Raw genomic sequence first — 18,643 nt, 5'->3', positions numbered from 1 at the left:
GATTGCTTGGTAAGAGTCTCAGTCGTCACTTCAGGCGACGTCGTCAATGACGCTCGCCCAGGTGCAGTAGCTTGACGACGCGAACTGTGGTGAGGATCTCGTGCGCAGAGGTGGCGCGTTGAGAACGTGCGCGGCGTGCATGTGTTCGGCGCTGAATGCGACGGTCGCATCGGGGACAACGGCGACGTGATAGGCGAGTTTCACGGGGAAGCGAGCGGTCGATTCGCCGCAGGTGTTCGTGAGCGGGCCGATGACGATCACATAATCGACGCCCTGTTGCTCGAGTTGCGGATCCAGGTCGTATTCGCGAACCCCGACTGGGCCCATGCTCGGCCACGACGGCATCGCCGTCCTGAACTTGGAAATCCTCATGGAAAGTTCCACCCCCGGCTGTCCTTCGGGAACAGTTGGCTCTGGCCAGCGCTGTTCTGCGAATGGTTGGGGAACTCCACTGATCGAAGTCACCAGGAACGTAGTGGCGGGGCGGGACGAAGAATACCCTTGCCTGCACGGTGCGTGCGGCGTCGACAATTGCCTTCATGTGCGGGCGGGTCCCGGTGGCCTCATGACCTGCTCCAGGGCGGTCCCTGGTTACCCGCCATCAGAGAGAAAGCGTTGTATGGGTCTCGCGTTCAACGAATCGATGTAACCACCTGAGGGATTCTTTCGCCGTAAATTGTCGCCGGAGCAGGGGCGCGCGCTTCTGAAGCCACTGCTGTAGGCGGCCTCAGCGAGCGGGGTGTGTTGTGGGGTTCAGGACGTCGCTCGCCGCCGGATTCGTTTCGGCCGCGCACGGTACCGGCGCCCGGTGATGTGCACGTGCGGATTTGGCTGGGCGAAACTGCCTTCAACTATCGGGCTGCCGCATGCGCGGCAGCCAATCTGATTCTTGATTGGCGCCGAAAGCGCTGGTGTACTATAGAGTTGATTGTTCACACTCCGGAGGAAAGCATTCCCGATACTCGTTTGCCGAATGAACGACTTTTCCTCGGGCCATAGCGCCATCGCGATTGTTGGCCGTGAAATCGGTCTGTTCAGGGTTCGCGATGCTCAGCGGCCCACGCCGCGATCTGGGCGCGAGGTAAAGCCCAGCTTGGTCGGGATATGTTCCACATGTCCCTCGCTTGTGCTTGTAATAGTTCTGCCGGGAAACTCCGAGGATCCGGCAACACCTGTCCACCGGAGCCCCGGCATCGACGAGACGGTCGATCACCGGGTAGATCCTTTTTGGGCGCGGCTTGTCCTCGCCCAGGAACTTCGCGGCCTGCCGGATGATCGCCAACTCGCTTTTCCAGTTCCTGGATCCGCCTGCGGGCAGCGCGCAGCTCAGCGGACTCGATCGATGACCTACCGGGCCGCAGACCGCGGTCGATCTCGTCCTGTCGCAACTATTTCGACAATGTCGCCGGATGAATACCCAGCTCCACAGCCGTCTGCTTGGCCTGCTTACCAGCACGCACAAGCGCGACCGCTCGTGCACGGAACTCGGGAGGATAAGGACGTGGCATGTCGATCAGCCTTTCGTGAAGACCGTCAGTTAGCCACCAGAACTGGAACCCGAGGAGTAGGGCAGGTCAACCTGTCACCTGATCGTGCAGCAGTCCCCTACCGTGGAGAGAACCTATCAGTTCACCTCCAAACCGCCGGACCTCGACTTCGAGTACCGGGTTGCCGCCAAGAAGAACGGATCACCCGACTGGAGCTTCGACGACGGAACGTACGGTTACGTCGATGTCGACGGCGCCCTCGATCATGAGGTGAGCTACGCCTACTTCGAACCGACGCCCTTCGCCGGATGGAACATCACGGTCGACCCCCTCGACAACCGACTTGTCGAACGCGACTTCGATCACCATGCAGTTGTCCGGCTCGATAATCCACGACGCGTGACAGACCACCGCCGAGCAGGCCGGCATCGATTCTGGTCTCGGTGCTGGCAGCAGTTCCGGGGCGCACGCGGCGGACACTATGCGGCGCAGGTCCGCTCCGAACCCCCGCGCCGACCGCAGCTTGCTGGGCTTCCTCCCGGCCCGCCGCAAGAAGCCCGAGCCGGGCCGGGGCCGGACACACGAGCAGATGGCCGCGGAATTCGACGCTGGCGCTGACCATACCGAATAAGGCAGCCGAAATCGTCTACCGCGGAGTCGAACACGGCAAGCCTCGGATCCTGGTCGGTCCCGACGCCTACCTGTGCGATGCCCAGGCGCGGGTGACACCCACCCACTACTACCGTGTGGTCACGCTGCTGGAGCGCCGCCTGCGCGCCCGCGACGCGAAAAGGGCGCGGGCATGAGCGAACACTTCGACGTCCCGTTCGTCGGCGTCGGTCTCTCGATGCGCGCGACACCCCCGGATCGCGTAGGTGCGGTGCGGGAAGGCCGCCCGCAGGTGGTGAGCACAGCCACCTGTCACTACAGGCGGGCGAGAGGGTGGGGCTCGCCGGTGAGCGCGACCAGCACCTCGGCCACTGTCGCCAGTCGCCGAGGATCGTACCGATGGTGAACCTGGGTACCGTCGATGTGTGAGGTTCCGCGCTTGAACAGGGTCGCAGCAGAGCGCCCGAATCGGTTCTTGACGAACTCGCTTGTGGTGTGGCCGATCCAGTCCATGTTCACCTGTAGTTCTTCAGCCCATGGGAGTTCATCACGGAACCGGCGGACGAGGTACTGGTAACGCGCAAGAGCGACCGGTGTGCCGTCGTCGTACCGCAATACCCGTTCGGTGACATTCCGGCCACCGCGGTTTCTCACATGATCGAGCAGGCGATTCATCAGGGTGGGGGAGATGGGCTGCCACCGGATCGCCCCACCTCGTTCGTGAAGTCTGACAAGGCAGTCGTCGCGTTCGAGGTCTTCGATGTCCAGCGTGAGGACGGAGCTTCTCCGGCAGGCTGTTTCGATGTGTAGCCGGAGGATGAGCGCGTCGAGTTCGGTGTCATCGCCGGTGGTCGAGGCCACCCGGCCGAGGTCTGCGATCTGGTCGAGACTCAATGCGCGGGCCTTGCCGGAAACCTGGGATGTCTTGCGGGCTTCGACGGCCGGGTTCGCATCCGGCTGGATCAGGCCGTCAGTCTCTGCGTTCTGGTAGAGGAACCGTAGCGCGGAGATGAAGTTGGCTTCCGCCCCGCGACCCCCTCTACTGTTGGCTCGCCTGGCAGCTCGGCGCCGGTGCTGGGACGCGACATCCTCGATTTCCGCTGCGGTCAGCGAGTCGAGAGGTCTATGACCCCATTCTGTTTCGATGACCGGCCAGTAGGAGCGGTGATGATTCATGCCTTCTGGTTTCGTGATGGCGAGTCGCTGGATGTACTGACTGATCGTCGGTATGCGTGCTCGATCGGCTTGCTCGGTCGCCAGATCGTCGAGGGTCAGCCCGAGCGAGGCCACGAACCGGAGCGCGGCTTCTACATCATCGTGCTTCACTCGCCTACCGCCTCGAACAGTTCCGGGCGATACGACCACAGTGCCGCACCGACCGCTCGAAGCGGGTAGATGATCAGAACATCGCTGTCGAGCCCGCCGGCCATCAAAACCCGCTGGCCGGTGCGCAGACGCGAGGCGCGCCGCGCCGAAACCGGGAGGAACAGATAACCGTTCGCCGCCACCGATGACTCGCTCTCGGGAACGCGGGTGACGTGCAGCAGCCCCTGGCTGGGCTGGATCGATACCGGTTGACCGACCTGCCATCCGAGGCTTTTGATCACCGATCGGTCACCCAACCGGCCCGCCGGATCGATCGTCGTCGTCGCGCAAGTGAACTCACCCATCGGCGGCACCGCCAACTCGACAGGGAACGCGAACGGGATCGCTGCCGCCCCGGTCTCCTGGGCCACTGTCGAGGCGTCCACGACACCATCTGCACGGTCAAACGTCGAGGACCTCGACTCAGGGTTCGAGACGCCTCCGGGTCCCCGAACATGATCAAATGACAACTTTCCAGACGTAGTGTCCACGCTTCAATAGCTCCTTCTCGATCCTGTCAACGATCCACCACGCGACGAGCTCGCACCCGCCCTGCTATCCCCATATCCCGGGCCGCACACGACCGGCGGCCCCGGCCCTGGACAGCTCCATCTGCCGACGCCGGGACCCGCCACAAGCCGCAGGCACCTCAGATTCCGAGTCTGCGTTTGCGACACAACGCAGGCGAATCAAGATCAAGTAGGCATCCACCTTCTACGACCTCGCGGCGCGATGCACCCATCGGGCGCCTGCCATCACTGAAGAGTGAGACGGCGGCCACACTGGGTGATCTCGTCGGCTTCGGCAGACGAAGCCGACCTATCACCACCCAGACGGCGGCGGAGCCCTCGAAACGACGAAGCGTCGACCCGCAGCGATACGCTGACACCGCCAGCCCGGGCCGCGCTCCCGCTGTCACAACTTCGCCGTCCGACCGACTTGCCCGGCCAGCGAGTCCGTGGCCGAATATCGACGCCGTCACGGCGCCCGACCGGAAGAACACAACCGCCGCCACTCGGTGACACGCTCTGCGTGGGCAAGATCGTTCTGCGCTCCGACTGGCGCCTTCACTTCCCATCACCGCCCGGCCCGCCCATCCGCGCCAGCGCCGCGCTTTCGAACGGATACCTGCGCAGATTTGCAGATCTCCGGTGTCCAGACCACCTCGGAGAACCGAAAAAGAATGCACCCTCTGCAAATTTGCGGAGGATGCATGACAAAACAGTGTCCGGAGGGGGACACATGCGCTAACCACACGGATCGACCTGCGAAAGGGAGGGTACGGGTCTGAGTCACTCACGAGTGAACTGCGCAAGGGCTTGCAGGACTGATGACTCCACCTCGACAAGTTGCGTCCAGCCGTGGGTGGGTGACCAGTACCAGCCGCCGAGTCCCCGAAGCCCGGAGTCGGCGGCTAACCACAGGTGAGTGATCTCGGGTGGCAGGACGGGGCTGCGGGTAGGGAGCCTAGGTTCGGCCAAGCCGCGGGAAGCTGGAACGTTGTGTCGATCGACCCATACGAACATGTGCCTCTCGGGCATGCCCGCATCTAGCAACTTGTTTCGCGCACCCTGTTGGTCCGCGTCGCTGCTGAGTAGCCAGTTCTCGGCCTCGGCGACTGCCACTTCAGCTCCGAGACCGCTCGTGTATCCGTGGGAGTGCGCGACATGGACTTCCGGGCGGCCCTCGCGAGCGTCGAAGGACGAAACGTGTACTACTCCGAGTTCTCTCAGCCTCCATTCAACGGTCAGATGCTGCCCACCGTAGGGGTATGCACCAAATGTGTCTGCCTTGGTGCGCCCTGTCGATTCCAGTTCGCGCAGGAGGGGCGCCAGCCGATCGAGCAACCGGTTGAACCTGGTTGCATCCCGCTCACACAGCACCAACCAAGTCCTATCCAACCCGGTGATACGGCGGGGGCCAGCGGCATTCTTGCCGTAAGCGTTCTCGGCCATGCGGGCCGCTGGCACGGTGTTCCGACCAACTTCCATCGCTCCTACAGCCTTACCATCGAGACCGAGTACTCGATAGTCGACGAGATTGTTGGCGCTGCCGTCATCAATGACTTCGAGGGTGTGCTCGGTGTTCGCCTCAACTATGAGGCGAGCGGCGTACTCGTCGCGTCGCTCACCCGGGAGCGGGCTCGTCCGCAGGTGCGTCATGGCACACGATCGTCTCATGACCGACAGCAGTAGTCGCGCGAATTACCAGTACAGACGTCGCCCTCGAACGGTTCTGGGTTGCGGTTTGGACTTGTTCATGCGAAAGGGCAGCAGCTTGGTTGAGGCTGACATAGACACGGTCCGCAGCGACAGGTTCGAAGCGGAGCGGTGAGAAGCACGGAGACTGGCCCCAGCTTGCACTGGGCAGAGGAGGGCTCGGCGCGGCTGTCAAACCGAGTAGGGTGCCAGTTGTCTATTGCCGGCGGCGACTAGCCGGTCCACGAGCTTTTGCCAGCGCTGGAGTTGCCCCTGTGCTTCCGCGTCCCGGTACAGACCGATCAACCACTCGTTGAGTACGGGAGAAGAGTGGACCCTGACTTGATCGTTATGCACACACAGTTCTTCGACCCAGTGCAGGCCAAAGGTGGCTTGGCGGCTGGGGGTGAGCCGGTGCAGAAGGCTGATGAGGTCGTCGACGCATTTTTTGTGTCCGCGGGCGAGCGTCACCCATCGCGGGATTACGTCGATCAGTTCGTCGGCGACTACCCAGTCGAAAGGTTCGACTTCGATCTCGTTGTAGAGCCCTTCGGTCCAAGCGGCGGGGCGAGGCATCAGCGATGCCAATGCCCAGTCGCCCCAGGTGCGGTCGGTGTAGGGATTGGGTGTTCCGACCGAGAGTGTCAGGGCATGTTCGACAAGAGCGGGCCACGCGGTCCGAACGCTTTGTCCGAGTTTCGGTGTTTCGGCTCCGACGGCTGCGAGCATGTGCAGGAAACTGGCGAGCAGGTGAGAGTTTCCGCGGAGTGCGGTGAGGTGGACAGTCAAAGGCTCGATACCAGTGACGGTTGCGGTGTAGGCAAGGGCGCGTGCCGCTACGAGGGATTGAGTTTGATTGTGGTCGACCGACCATCCTTGCTTGTCGTGGGCAACCATCGCGCGCCGATGTGTTAGGAGCAGAATATCCAGTTGGGTAATTGCTTGTGCGGATATGCAACTGCTCGATGCGGCGGCGGCACCGAATCCGCGGATTGCCGAGCCGAGTGCGTCCGAGTCGATGGAATCGTCGTCGAGTTCGGTGAGTCGCTCAGTCGGGTCGGCGGTGATGCGTATCTGGGCGCGGGTTTGCCCCTCTGCATCCCACGGCCCGATTTCGGCATTTCGCGCGGTGTCCGTGAGCCAGTCGAAGGCAATGTGGTGGAAGCAGGGGTTCCCATGACACGTGCTCGACCAGAGGCGATCACATCCCCGCGCGAGATACAGGCGTGTCTCTGGCGAGGATTTGCGCGTCAGAGCGTACGCAGCGCGATCGACATCGGCCACTGTGAATCCAGCAGCAGCCAGGCCTTCGGAAAGATCGGGAAGTAAGAGTAGAGGAAGTGCTGTCGCCGCGGCTCGATCAGCGCCGAGGGCGTAGTACTGGTTCTCGTTGCTGTGATCTGCACCGTCTTCGAAGGCAGAGACGATCGACATGACCAGCTTCAGCGCGAACACTATCCCGGAACCGAACATCTGGCCAGTTCCGTCGGCCGCGTACCGGATGGCTGTCGATGCCACGTGTGCGGCGGCATCAAGGGGGTCGGACGCGGCCATCGAGGGTGGCAGCTGCAGCAGGTCCTCGGCCACGACCAGGTCGACGGAGATCTCCTCGGCCGTCGGCGGGACATAGTCCCCACCCGAGCGACGCGAGAAAGCCGCGTAGCGGTTCTGGAGACGCAGGAGTGTATTCGTGCGTTCCAGATCGGGTTCCCACTGCGCTTGCCACTTCACCACCTGCTCAGGTGGCTCGACCTCGACCAAGAACTGATCACCCGATCGATAACCTCTGAACCTGTCGACATCGAGACAGGCGGCCCAGCCCGCTGCTTCGGTGCCCATACCGATCGCATTCCCTTTGTCCGCGAGTTGGTGACCGACCGCACGCAGGCGATCCTGCCTGTCCTGGTCGCCGCCGAGGACCATCCGCATGCACACCTCTCGCAGCGTGGTCGTACGACGTTCGGAATGGACAAGCTGATCGGAATAGGGGGCATGCACGTCGATGTGCTCGTGAGTTACCCGGCTGGAGTCCAGAATCCAGATCATCGGCTCTGCGAGAAAAGGCTCGATTGCCTCTTGGGAGACTTCGATGTGCCGGATCATGATGCCCAGTAGGAGGGCGGGAACGGCGAGGTTCTCGCAGTCCTTGAGAAGGACGTGGACGATCGCCGACATGGGTACGCCTGCCTCGAGGAGTTGGTCGAGCAGTCGTTCCATTGCTTGGAGGGCGCTCATGCACGGGTATGGCCCGCCGGCCGCGCCGCGATACCAATTCCACACTCCACCATCGCCCACATAGTGGCGCTCTCGACCGGAGAGGCACATGGAGTGCGTGGAGTCGTGCGTGCGCTCGGAGGTCGTGTCCGATGTGAAGCGATAGTGATCGTCGACGCGGTAGCGCGCAGCGTGGTTCAGGATCTTGTTCAGCAGTGACGCCGAGTGATTCAGGCGAACACGGTTAAACAGTTGCCAGAACCCGCCGAACCAGAAAGCGGCGAAGGGAGGCTCGATCGGGGACCATCGCCCCCAGTGCTCGCGGATCCCGTCCTCGCGTAGCCCTCCACTGTCGGGTTCGAGGTCGATGTAGTAGCGTTCCATCAGAATCTGAAGCAAGTCGGTGCTGCGCTGGGCGACGGCGCGTGCACTCCACGGTGAGTCCACCGCCGGCGCAAGGTCTGCGGGTGCGCACTCGCTGATCTCGGTGAGGATCTGCTCGACGTGGGCGTCGATATCGGCGCCGAGCGCGGCATACAACTCGACGAGTTTCTCGTTGGTCAGCTTGTAGTTTAGGTAGCCGCGTTGCCGACGACGTCCGCGACCCGCCGGCCCGAGCCAACGGTTCACCAGGTGCGGCTGCTCGGTATCGGAGACATCGCTGGGAGGTTCGTAGTGTTCTTGCCAGTAGTCGATGAGTTGTGCGCGCAAGAGCTGGCGCGTGGGATTGCCAGCTGGCGTCTTGATGGCAACGAGCGCCTGCAGCCATGCGGTGATGCAGGTGAAGATCGATTCTGACCGCAACCAGGATCGGTCGTGTTCGAGGAGAACTCGCACCACAGGTTCGCCGCGGTCGATGTCTATCAGACCGTCAAAGGTCTGTCGCTGTCCCACCACGCGGATAACGTCGTCGAGCCCTTGGACCGAGTTCTCGGACGCGGTCAACGGGAGCCCCCGCAGATGCTCATACGCGCGTGGAGACTCCAGCGCCGCTTCGATGGGTACATCGGCCCACCTCGACCCGAATCGGGCACCAATATCAAGAAATCCCTGCGCGACCCGCTCGAAGCCTGCCGACGGAGCGATTTCCGCGTGGAGTAGATACCCCTGGCAGGCCAACTGCGCGGCCGACATCGCCCATCGAGGTACTTCAGCATGCTCAAGGGTTCGAGCGATCGCGCCGGAACGGAAGAGTACAAGCGCTACGGCGTAACGCCGGACCTCGTCATGTGCGAACCGCGGTTGCGGATCGTAGATGTTGAAAGGAGCGAGCAGATGATCGCGACGCAACGCGTCGACCGCGGATGGATCGGTCACGTTCGGGTGTGATGCGGCCGGTAGGCCGAGTTCGCGCTCGGCGAGTGCGAGGAGAGCGTGCTCGCGTCCCTCCGGTGATCCGAACGCGTTGTTCTCGTTGCGTCGGACGAGCCCCCGCCAGACGATCTCGAGGCAACCCCACCCCGTCAAAGACCCCTCAAGTGTGAGCCTCGCACGGACCAGCAGGTCCAATACGACCAATCGCCGCAAGAGTGACCGTGGGGGCAAGTTTCGGAGCAGGCCAGTCAGTGAGATGACCTCACCGGCGATTCGCGTAATCTCCTCATCGTTGAGAGGCGGTACCTCGAAGGCGCGAACAGCGCTGAACAGCGTAGTCATTTGATCACGTACTTGGCTGACCGCAGTATCAGCCGACACGACGACCAGTCCGGCATTCGCTGCACGCGCAGCGCGGATCAACTCACCGAAGACAACGCTGCCACCCTCAAGTACGGCGTCGGCAGCATCCACCACAACGATCCGAGCCTCGACAGGCGAGTTTTTCAGCGCGTCGACGATGCCACGTTCCAACGACGACCGCAGTGCGCCGATCGAATCGAGCAGATACCGAAGGTTCACCACAACGGCCTCGAACCTGTCGGAGTCGCGAGATGCCAACCGGCGAACCGTCGACAGAACCAAAGAGCTTTTCCCCGTGCCGGATTCACCAGTGACAACGAGAGCGCCACCGTTCGTTCCAGCACCCAGCAGGACATCGCCGAGTTCCACCGAGAGAACGGCGCGCTCGACTCGAACAGCCGGTTCGTCATCGGTCGCTACGCCAATGGTCGACCGAACGGAGCGGTACGCGAAGCTTTCCGCGTCATCCAAAGCTGCCTGTAGCCGATTCGACGATCGAGCGTGATCACCGAGAAGAGTACGAAGGTGTCGGCGAGCGACTCTCTCGTTGACCTCTACCCCCAAAAGGTCCCACTTCGCGCACAACGTGAATAGACGATCCCGCACATGGACACCGGAATATGGTGGGCGCGCTATCGGGCCCAACGCGTTGGCCATAGCGGACCAGTCCGCCTCGTTGGCGACTTCTACCCGGAACTGGAGGACCCACAAGCACGTGAGCAAACGCCACGCGAGCAACCGGATTTGCTGTTCGGGCAGGGGCGAAGGTCTGCTGTCTCTGATGAGGTCCGACAGATGTCGGTAGCGTTTTCGGAGAGGTTCATTCCTGCGACCAGGCGTGTGCACCTGTCGATAGAACGACTCCTCGTCATCGAGGTTGTGGCGTGCCAGGACGGCAAGTTCTTGAACTTGGTTGAACTGGTCGGTCCAATCGGCGACAGCAACAGCAACGCGAATCTTATTGTCGTCGCCTGTGCGCGATACTTGGCGAACCAACGAAGCCACGAGCTGTCGAGTTTTCGCATGGCTACGTACAAAACTCGGTGATCGTCGCGCGGCCACCAGTAGCTGGACCTTGTCCTCATCAGTTCCGCCGACTATCAGCAGATCATCGACATCTCGGCCGGAAGTTTGAAAATGGACCTCCGTGACGGGCAACTCATCGAGCTCGAGACGACCCTCGCCCAGCAGCATCCGTGCGACATACGTGGCAGCGACGTAGTGGGCAAACGTTGAGCCCCCGCCCCCACCTGCATACGGGCTGATCGCCTTCACCGGCTCGACAGTGTCCTCGCCATCGAGCGGCGGCGAGTCCTCCGACACCAAACCGCTCATAGAATCGATCACGTAGCCCCAATTCTCTTTGTCGCTCCGCGCGGGCGAGACACATGTATGCGTAGCTTGGCAACGAGCAGAAAACTCTAGCAGGCGACCGGGGACTTGTGGATCTAACGGCTCTGGCATCCCTGCGGCGTGCGGTACCGGCGCGGCGGATTCGCTGCGCGCCGTCGCGCTGAAGCTAATGCGTCGAATGCTGACTGTGGAACTTCCACGCATCACGGACGATGTCGGTGATGCCTGGTTTCTGTGGTGTCCAGCCGAGTTCGCGTTGTGCAAGTTGGGAGGAGGCGTAGAGGGTTGCGGGGTCGCCTGGTCGTCGTGGTGCGGTCTCGATGTCGAACGCGACACTTGTGACGTCGCGGATTGCTTGGATGACTTGGTGGTTGGAGTAGCCGATGCCGTTGCCGAGGTTGTAGATCTTGTGTTCGCCGGGGTGGATGTTGTCGAGGGCGAGGAGGTGGGCTTGGGCGAGGTCGGTGATGTGGATGTAATCGCGGATGCAGGTGCCGTCGGGGGTGGGGTAGTCGTCGCCGTAGAGGGTGAATTTGTCGCGGTGGCCGAGGGCGGTGTCGAGGGCGAGGGGGATGAGGTGGGTTTCGGGGTTGTGGCGTTCGCCGATCATGGTGCCGTCGCCGCAGTCGTGTGCGCCTGCGACGTTGAAGTAGCGCAGGGAGATCGCGCCGAGCGCGGAGGCGCGGGTGTAGGTGGTGATGGCTTTGTCGATGGCGAGTTTGGTGTCGCCGTAGGTGTTGACCGGGTTGGTGGGTGAGGTTTCCAGCAGGGGCAGGTGGGTGGGTTCGCCGTAGACGGCGGCGGTGGAGGAGAAGACGAGCTTGCCGACGTGGGCGGTGTGCATGGCGTCGAGTAGGGCGAGGGAGGCGCGGGTGTTGTTGTCCCAGTGCCATTCGGGGTGGTGCATGGATTCGCCTGCGGCGATGAGGCCGGCGAAGTGCAGGACGGCGTCGTAGCCGGAGGCGGGGGTGAGGATTTGGGCGATGTCGTGGACGCGGAGTTTGATGAATTCGGCGTCGTGGGGGATTTGGCGGTCGTCGTTGCGGGAGAGGTCGTCGATGACGGTGACTTTGTGTCCGGCGTCGAGGAGCAGTCGTGTGACGGTGGCGCCGATGAATCCTGCGCCCCCGGTGACCAAGATTTTCATCTGACCTGCACTTTCATGGCGAGTAGGTGGTCGTGGATGGTTTGTTTGTGCGCGCGGAAGTGGTCTTCGGGGCTTTCTCGGCGTGCGCTGCCGGTCCAGCCGGTGATGCGTTCCCAGGCGCGCTGCTTCACCGTAGTCAACGCGGTCGGGTCGGGTGTGGTGTGCCATGCCTCGGCCATGGCGCGTGCGAGGGCGTGGACGGTTTGGTGGTGGCGGGCGACGATTCGGCCGCTGCTGGTGACGGCGTAGCGGGTGTAGTTGACCGCGTCGGGGCGTGGTTGTCCGAACTCGGTGTCGAACCGGGTGAAGGCGTGGTGGAGGTAGGTCCAGAATCGTCCCGGATCCATGGGCGGTTGGGTGGGGTCGGCGCGCCAACGCAACTCAGCGCGCATCTGCTCGGCGAGGTGCGGCGCCATTTGGCCGAAGTCGTGGTGGGCGTAGGCGCCCTCAAGCATGGCGGTAGCTCGCAGGATCTTCACGCACAGTCGGCTGATGAGCAGGTGGAAGCGCGTGGAAGCCGCTCCGGTCGACCACTGGTCGTGGAGGCCGAGCCAGAAGTAGGCCTGGGTGTAGTAGAGCAGGATTTCGTAGGCATCGCGGGCGTCGAGTGTGACGGGGTGGTGGTCGGGCAGGCCGCGGTCGGTGGCGGGCAGGCCGAGGTTTTTGAAGTCGTGCCCAAGAGAGGTTTGGATGGCGCGGTAGTCGCCGAGCGACAAGGTCATCAAATCCACTGTGTCGAAGTATCTCTCCGCGATGGCCATAAGGTCGTGGACTTGGGTTGAGGGGCGGTCTCCGTAGTGGACGTAGAGGAGATCGACGTCGCTGATCAGCAGCGGCTTGCCGTCGTGGCGGATGAAGGTGGGTTCGCCGCGGGCGAGGGAGCCGCCGACGATCAGCCAGTCGTCGGCGGGTACGCAGTGCCCGAGCGTGCGGAGGTCTTCGGCGATATCGAGGGCTTCCCGGGCGACGGCGGCGGCGTGGGGGAGTCGGGAGGTGATGCGTTCGGCCAAGGTGGTGGTGTCCACTTCATGCCTCCGGTTCGCTGGAAGGCGTAGGCATGGGCAGCAGGACGGGTCCGGGCTGGTGGGCGGGGACAGGTGTTTCCTCGTGGACCTTTTTCGCGGTGATGTGCGGGCACAGTGAGCCGCAGATGGTGCAGGACGCGCCTTTGCGCAGGCCGTGGGTGATGAACGCGTTGCCTGCCAGGCCGGGGTAGAGGGCGTGGCCTTGCTGGATGTCCCAGTCGTTGGCGCGGCGGGCCACGCTGATAGCGCGTTGCCGTGCGATTTCGGGTTCCCAGCCGCGCACCAGGTCGAGCGCTGTGATGGCGACACGGACCATGCGGATGGAGGTGGCGGTGTCGGGCGCGGTGGGCATGGCGTAGTGCTCGTTGTGGGTGATCGAGGCGAACATGTCGCCGCCGCACTGTCCGGCCGCCGCGACACCGAGGGCGTTGACGGTGTCGTCGAGGGTGACGCCGTTGTCGATGACCATCGGTCCGGCCAGCCACAGCGGCGCACCGCCCAGTGCTTCTTTGTAGGCGGGGATCAGTTCGGGAATGCGGTGCAGCGGCATGTGCCCGCCGCTTTCGCACAACACCTGCACTCCGGCGCTCAACGCGTCCTTGCGGAGTTCGGCCAGCAATTGGATCTCGCGCCATTTCAGCTCGTCGCCCGCATCGGCGGTGGCGCCGGGGCGGAAGATGTCGCCGAGGTCGAGGACGACTTCGTGGCGGCGGCAGATGTCGAGGATCCCCTCGAAGTACTCGATCAGAGGGTTGTCGCAGTGGTGGATGCGCATGTAGCGGGCCAGCAACCCACCGCCTCGTGAGGTCGTGGGCATGATCCGGCCGGATTGCTCGCTCATCCGCGCGAGGGCAGGGTTGATGCCTGCATGGATAAGGACGAAGTCGACACCAGCGGCCAACCCGAGCTCGAATCGGTTCAGGAATTCATTGCGGCTCAACTTCTTCCGGGGATCAGCGAACAGGTCATATGTCAGGCATGCGCCGAGCGGTACGCCCATGACTTCCTTCAGATCCGCGCGCAGCGCCACCCCTTCAGGGTTGGTGGTCAGGTCCATGACAGCGTCGGGTCCAGCGGCGAGGACGACCGCCATGCTTTCCACGATGGTCTGCCGGTCGCGGTCACGCGGCCCCAGCCCGACGAGAGCGGCAACTTTCCGGCGGGTGTCCTCACCGACGAGCAGCGGTTTGAAGGCCGTCATGTGCCGACTCGCGTGCGACCGCAGGAACACCAGGGTGCCGCTTTCGACCCTGCGGGCGGCGGTGTCAGGGTCGAGGTCTTCGGCCTGACAGGTGGCGATGAACTGAGGATCTCTTGCGAGGGTGAACATTGGCGTGTCCTTTCGATCAGAGACGTATCGGAGTGGTGGACCCGGCAGGCCGCGGTGCGGGCGGTTGGCCGTCGACGACTTCGGTGATCAGGTCAGCCCAGTCGACAGCCAGGGCACTGACGTGGATCCATGCCTCACGCACGGCGGGTTCGGCGGCGTGCTCGGCAGTCGCGAGGATCAGTTCGGCATCGACGTACGCGGCGGCCAGGGCATCCATGGCTGGCCCTATGCGTTCGGTGCCGCGTCGTGGCTGAATGTGGGTGCTGACCCAGTTGTCGATCAGCGTGACGACATCGTCTCGGCGTCGGTCGACTCCGACCGCGCGTTCGGGAATGACGCGTCGGGTGCGGTGCAGATGCGCCAGCGCTTGCGCCCACCGGGTGATCAGATGGTCGCCCGGGTTGTGACCCGTCGCGCCGCGGAATGCCGCGCAGAGCTGGTGCCAGTCCGGAATCCGAGGCAGCCGAGAATCGGCCCCGGAGAGCGAGAAAACTTGTCGCACAGCCGCTGTCATCTGCGACGAACGCGTAAGTATGGGTGTGTGGCGTTCGGTGGGCATGCTCGGGCTACACCTCGGTTCCGAACGAGTAGGCCATCGCCGCGAGGTAGGGCAGGCATCCGCCGCCGTGGGCGGCATGAGCGTGGAGAATGAAGCGGGCGCGGTCCAGATCCAAATCGGTGGGCTCGGCCGCGCAGTCGCGATACTGCACGGCCCACAGATCCCGTGTGTTCTGCGAAATTCTCACGACAGCTCCCTGACAGTCGGTGGGTGGGCACGCCGATGCCGGGCCCAGGTGCACGCGCCCGAATCCGGCTCCGCTCACTGCTGATCACTCGCGAAGGGCGGAACAGCGTCGACCGCATGCCCCGGCATCGGGTGCTGGTCCCAGATTCGCGGCCGCGCCTTGCCATCCCAACGCCCGACAGGGCTAGCCCCACTGGGGCTTGCGCATCGCCAACAAGGGGCCGGGATCAGGCGAAAGGGGCATTTGTGCACGTAAAAGCCATCCACCGCATACTGTGAGACAAACTGCGGTCAACCGACTGAGGTGAGATATGAATACTGGGGGACGTATCTGCCGCACATGCCGCACGGCGCTGCCCACAAGACACGCCGGAAACCTCTGCCCCGACTGCGCCTCAGCTGCCGGGTTCAAGCACGCGCTCACCGCCGACTTCTTCGACGACCCCACGATCCGCGCGGCGCTCGCGGACCACGACTTCAGCGTCGTGTTCACCCTGATTCGCGAAGCAACCGGCCTCTCACAACTTCAGCTGGCCGCGTTGCTCGACCTCACGCAGTCCAGAGTGTCAGCCGTCGAACGTAGAGAACGCCGCCTCACCAGCGCCAAGCTGGTCGCCAGAATCGCCGATACCTTCGCGATCCCCGCTTCGCTGCTCGGGTTCGGCCCCGGGTCTGCGAGTAATCTGGCCCGCGAGGAGGTGACGTGGGTGGAACGCAGAGACTTCATCACCCTGGCAACCGCAGCCGCACTCGGTTCCCATCTTCACCCGCAACTCGACCGGCTGGGCAGCATCCTCCCTGACCGGCTAGAGCCAGTCACCCGACCACACATCGGATCCGCCGACATCGACGCCATCGAAGCCATCACCGAAGGATTCCGGCGATGGGACCTCGCACACGGCGGCGGACTCTGCCGGACCGCAGCACTCACCCAACTGCACCAAGTCCGCGCCCTGGAAAGCGCCGCATGCAGCACGGACATTCGAACACGTCTATGGATCGCCACCGCCGACCTGGCAAGCATGGCCGGCTGGCTGGCCTACGACATCGAAGAACACGACTCGGCCCGCAAACTATGGACATACGCCCTGCACACCGCGCACCGTGGCGAAGACCATCCGCGCAGCACCGACCTCACGGTCAGCATTCTGCTCGACATGGCCCACCAGTCCCTGCACCTGAAACGACCTGACGAAGCACTGAAATTCGTTCAGCTCGCCTCATCGACCGCCGCCAACAGGCGCCATCCGATCAGCACCATCACCGCCGGGTACATCGCCACGGTAATGGGCTGGTGCTGGGCATCCCTGAACGACTCCGCAGCCACCCAGCGCGCCCTTAGACTGTCCGAAGACCGCTACGCCGCAGCCGAACCCGACACCACTCCTTCCTGGGCATGGTTCGTGACGCCCGCGGAAATCGCCGCTCAACACGGCCATGCGATGTATCTGCTGTCGCTCTCAGATCCTAAGTTCGCGTCATCGGCGGTCGAGCGTCTGTCCACAGCGATCACTGGACACGCCAGCGAACATGCGCGCAGCCGCGCAGTCGCCTTGCCCACCCTTGCCGGCGCTTGCTTGCAGGCGGGTGATTTCGAGTCGGCCAACCAGTACGGGCGTGAGGCGATCACGGCGATCAACGAGCTGTCTTCACCCCGCTGCTACGTCCGCCTCCGCGACCTGGACGGTATCGCCACCCGACACGACGGCGACCCGATCGTCGCTGACTTGCGCAGCGATCTAAGAGCGGTCCTCGCCACTGCGGCCTCATGACCACCGAGAGCCAGCTTCCCGGTCGCGCCGCCGTGCGCGCCGCCTGTGAAGAGTTCGGTGTCGACGACCGCGATGCACGACTATTGCATCATCGGTCGAACGCAGTGTGGTTGCTGCCCCACGCTGATCTTGTCGTGCGCCTGGCCCCCGACACCGCCTACCGGTGCGAGCGCGCTCACACCGCCGTCGCGGTCACACGGTGGCTGGCGGCCGAAGCCCAATCCATCGCGCTCACTCCAACGGCCGGAGCCCAGCCAGTCACCGCCAACGGCGCAATCGCTACGTTCTGGCCCTACCGCCCCTCGCCAGGTCGGCCAGGTCCGGCCGACCTCGGCACACTGGTACGGCGGCTGCACTCGGTGGCGCGGCCACCGTTCCCCGTGCCGCGATACCAGCCGTTGCGGCGGCTGTTCGAAGCCCTGGCTCTTGATGACGAGCGGACGACACCCGCACTTACCGACTCTGACAGCGCGTGGGTGCGCGCCCGTGCCGAAGCACTGGTCGGCCAGTTCACGCAGACCGAATTCCCGCTCGGGGAGGGCCTGGTGCATGCCGATGTCCACAGCGAGAACGCCGTCTGCGATGACGGGCAGTGGCTGCTGATCGACTGGGACCAATGCAGCATCGGGCCACGCGAACTCGACCTGGTGAACGGCTTGCCCGATCACTTTCATCAACCACAACACGAGCGGGCACGCTTCGCAGCGGCCTACGGGTACGACCTGCTCGACTGGCCCGGATGGACCTTGCTGCGCGACATCATCGAATTGCACTCGCTCGGCGCCTACATCCGGCTCGCGCCGACCAAAACCGCGGCAGCCGAACAGCTGCGGCATCGCATCCAATCGTTGCGAACCGGCGACAGGGCCGTAATGTGGCAGGCTGTTTCGTGATCGTGGGCGTCCACGCGATCCGACAACGTACGAGTGCCTACCGAGTCATAGTTCGAGACCGGTGTCAAGCTGCCATTCGGAGAACTCCATCGACTCGTCGGCGCTGAAGTCGTTCTCATCGGGTCGTGCGGTGTCTTCTCGGAGTAAGTCTTCGAAGTTCCGTTGGGTTGGGTTCAGTGCGGCACGACGGTCCAATTCGGCGTGGTATCCATCGAGTTCGCGCTGCAGATGGGTGCCGTTTTCGCAGGCTTGTTGGTCGCCGAAACCTCGGGATTGGCTGCTGGCACTCGGTTCCGCGCATGGGGGCCTTACGTGGTTGGCGAGTATCTGGTCCCACTCGTGTTCTGCTCCGGCGAGCAGGATCGCGGTGCGGTGCGCGCGGCGGGCGGAGTCGTGAGCGGTGGTGTGGTGCCGGTCGCGGTTGATGCGTTCGGTGAGCAGTGCGTCGATGCGTGTTTGTAGTTGTCGGCGCTGTCCGCGGCGGTAGCGGGGTGTTGTCGAAAGTTCGGTGCGGGCTTCGTGAAGCGCCGTGGTGATGGTGTGCAGGTCTTGGATCGCCGCCTGTAGGTGTTGGTCGGCTTGCTGGGCGGTGCGGATTGCATCGTGGGCGGTTCCGTGGCGGCGAGCTTGGTCTGCGGGGTCGGGTCGGTCTGGTCGGAGTACAGGTGGGCCGTAGATGAAGGCGTCGGTGTCGGTGAGTGCGATGCTGAGCTGGAGTTGTCTGATGTGCTCATCGAGTTGGTGATCGGTTAGCTGCATCAGCGGGTTGTTCGCGATCTGTGTCGACGCAGCTGGGGACTTTGGACGTGGCGTTGGGCGGGGCGGCTG

General features: G+C 63.6%; 13 protein-coding genes and 2 pseudogenes. 3 read left to right on the top strand and 12 right to left on the bottom strand.

Going from position 1 to position 18,643, the window contains the following annotated elements:
* Positions 1–30: 30 nt before the first annotated feature.
* The 5 genes and pseudogenes from HOV91_RS22770 to HOV91_RS22750 form a co-directional block, all read right to left on the bottom strand.
* Positions 31–465, bottom strand: a complete 435-nt coding sequence (locus HOV91_RS22770; RefSeq protein ID WP_174187451.1) for an isochorismatase family protein — start codon at positions 463–465, stop codon at positions 31–33.
* A gap of 640 nt (positions 466–1,105) precedes the next feature.
* A pseudogene (locus HOV91_RS39995) lies at positions 1,106–1,508 on the bottom strand (transposase); the annotation flags it as partial.
* Between the two features lie 180 nt (positions 1,509–1,688).
* On the bottom strand, positions 1,689–1,856 hold the full coding sequence (locus tag HOV91_RS22760; protein ID WP_174187449.1) for a hypothetical protein: 168 nt from the start codon (positions 1,854–1,856) through the stop codon (positions 1,689–1,691).
* 555 nt (positions 1,857–2,411) lie between these two features.
* Positions 2,412–3,422 (bottom strand): tyrosine-type recombinase/integrase, encoded by a 1,011-nt coding sequence (locus HOV91_RS22755; RefSeq protein ID WP_174187448.1) that lies wholly within the window; start codon positions 3,420–3,422, stop codon positions 2,412–2,414.
* Positions 3,419–3,847, bottom strand: coding sequence for a hypothetical protein (locus HOV91_RS22750; RefSeq protein WP_174187447.1), 429 nt, complete (start codon positions 3,845–3,847; stop codon positions 3,419–3,421). Before HOV91_RS22750 ends, HOV91_RS22755 begins: the two co-directional genes overlap by 4 nt.
* 1,281 nt (positions 3,848–5,128) lie before the next feature.
* Here HOV91_RS22750 and HOV91_RS22745 point away from each other — a divergent pair.
* Positions 5,129–5,656, top strand: a complete 528-nt coding sequence (locus HOV91_RS22745) for a hypothetical protein (protein ID WP_174187446.1) — start codon at positions 5,129–5,131, stop codon at positions 5,654–5,656.
* Between the two features lie 195 nt (positions 5,657–5,851).
* Here HOV91_RS22745 and HOV91_RS22740 read toward each other — a convergent pair whose 3' ends face one another.
* The 6 genes from HOV91_RS22740 to HOV91_RS22715 form a co-directional block, all read right to left on the bottom strand.
* On the bottom strand, positions 5,852–10,744 hold the full coding sequence (locus HOV91_RS22740; protein WP_174187445.1) for an ATP-binding protein: 4,893 nt from the start codon (positions 10,742–10,744) through the stop codon (positions 5,852–5,854).
* Between the two features lie 325 nt (positions 10,745–11,069).
* Positions 11,070–12,050, bottom strand: a complete 981-nt coding sequence (gene galE / locus HOV91_RS22735; protein ID WP_174187444.1) for a UDP-glucose 4-epimerase GalE — start codon at positions 12,048–12,050, stop codon at positions 11,070–11,072.
* A complete protein-coding gene (locus tag HOV91_RS22730) occupies positions 12,047–13,075 on the bottom strand; it encodes a nucleotidyltransferase family protein (RefSeq protein WP_174187443.1) in 1,029 nt (342 codons plus the stop codon). The genes galE and HOV91_RS22730 overlap by 4 nt, the downstream gene beginning before the upstream one ends.
* A 1-nt stretch (position 13,076) precedes the next feature.
* Entirely contained in the window at positions 13,077–14,405 is a 1,329-nt protein-coding gene (locus HOV91_RS22725; protein WP_174187442.1) for a phosphomethylpyrimidine synthase ThiC, read from the bottom strand.
* Positions 14,406–14,421: 16 nt separating this feature from the next.
* Positions 14,422–14,907, bottom strand: coding sequence for a hypothetical protein (locus HOV91_RS22720; RefSeq protein ID WP_174187441.1), 486 nt, complete (start codon positions 14,905–14,907; stop codon positions 14,422–14,424).
* A 64-nt stretch (positions 14,908–14,971) separates the two neighbouring features.
* Positions 14,972–15,151 (bottom strand): hypothetical protein, encoded by a 180-nt coding sequence (locus tag HOV91_RS22715; protein WP_174187438.1) that lies wholly within the window; start codon positions 15,149–15,151, stop codon positions 14,972–14,974.
* Positions 15,152–15,461: 310 nt separating this feature from the next.
* On the opposite strand from HOV91_RS22715, the gene HOV91_RS22710 reads away from it, so the two are divergent.
* Positions 15,462–16,922: an NsdA family TPR-like regulatory protein gene (locus HOV91_RS22710; protein ID WP_174187440.1), complete on the top strand. Its 1,461-nt coding sequence runs from the start codon at positions 15,462–15,464 to the stop codon at positions 16,920–16,922.
* Complete coding sequence (locus HOV91_RS22705; RefSeq protein ID WP_174187439.1) at positions 16,919–17,815, top strand: phosphotransferase; 897 nt, start codon at positions 16,919–16,921, stop codon at positions 17,813–17,815. Before HOV91_RS22710 ends, HOV91_RS22705 begins: the two co-directional genes overlap by 4 nt.
* Positions 17,816–17,860: 45 nt before the next feature.
* Here HOV91_RS22705 and HOV91_RS22700 read toward each other — a convergent pair.
* Positions 17,861–18,643 (bottom strand): annotated as a pseudogene (locus tag HOV91_RS22700) (hypothetical protein); the annotation flags it as partial.

It is taken from the genome of Nocardia barduliensis (genome assembly GCF_013315795.1).
GTDB classification, from domain to species: domain Bacteria; phylum Actinomycetota; class Actinomycetes; order Mycobacteriales; family Mycobacteriaceae; genus Nocardia; species Nocardia barduliensis.
This window is presented reverse-complemented; position numbering and strand designations above follow the sequence as displayed.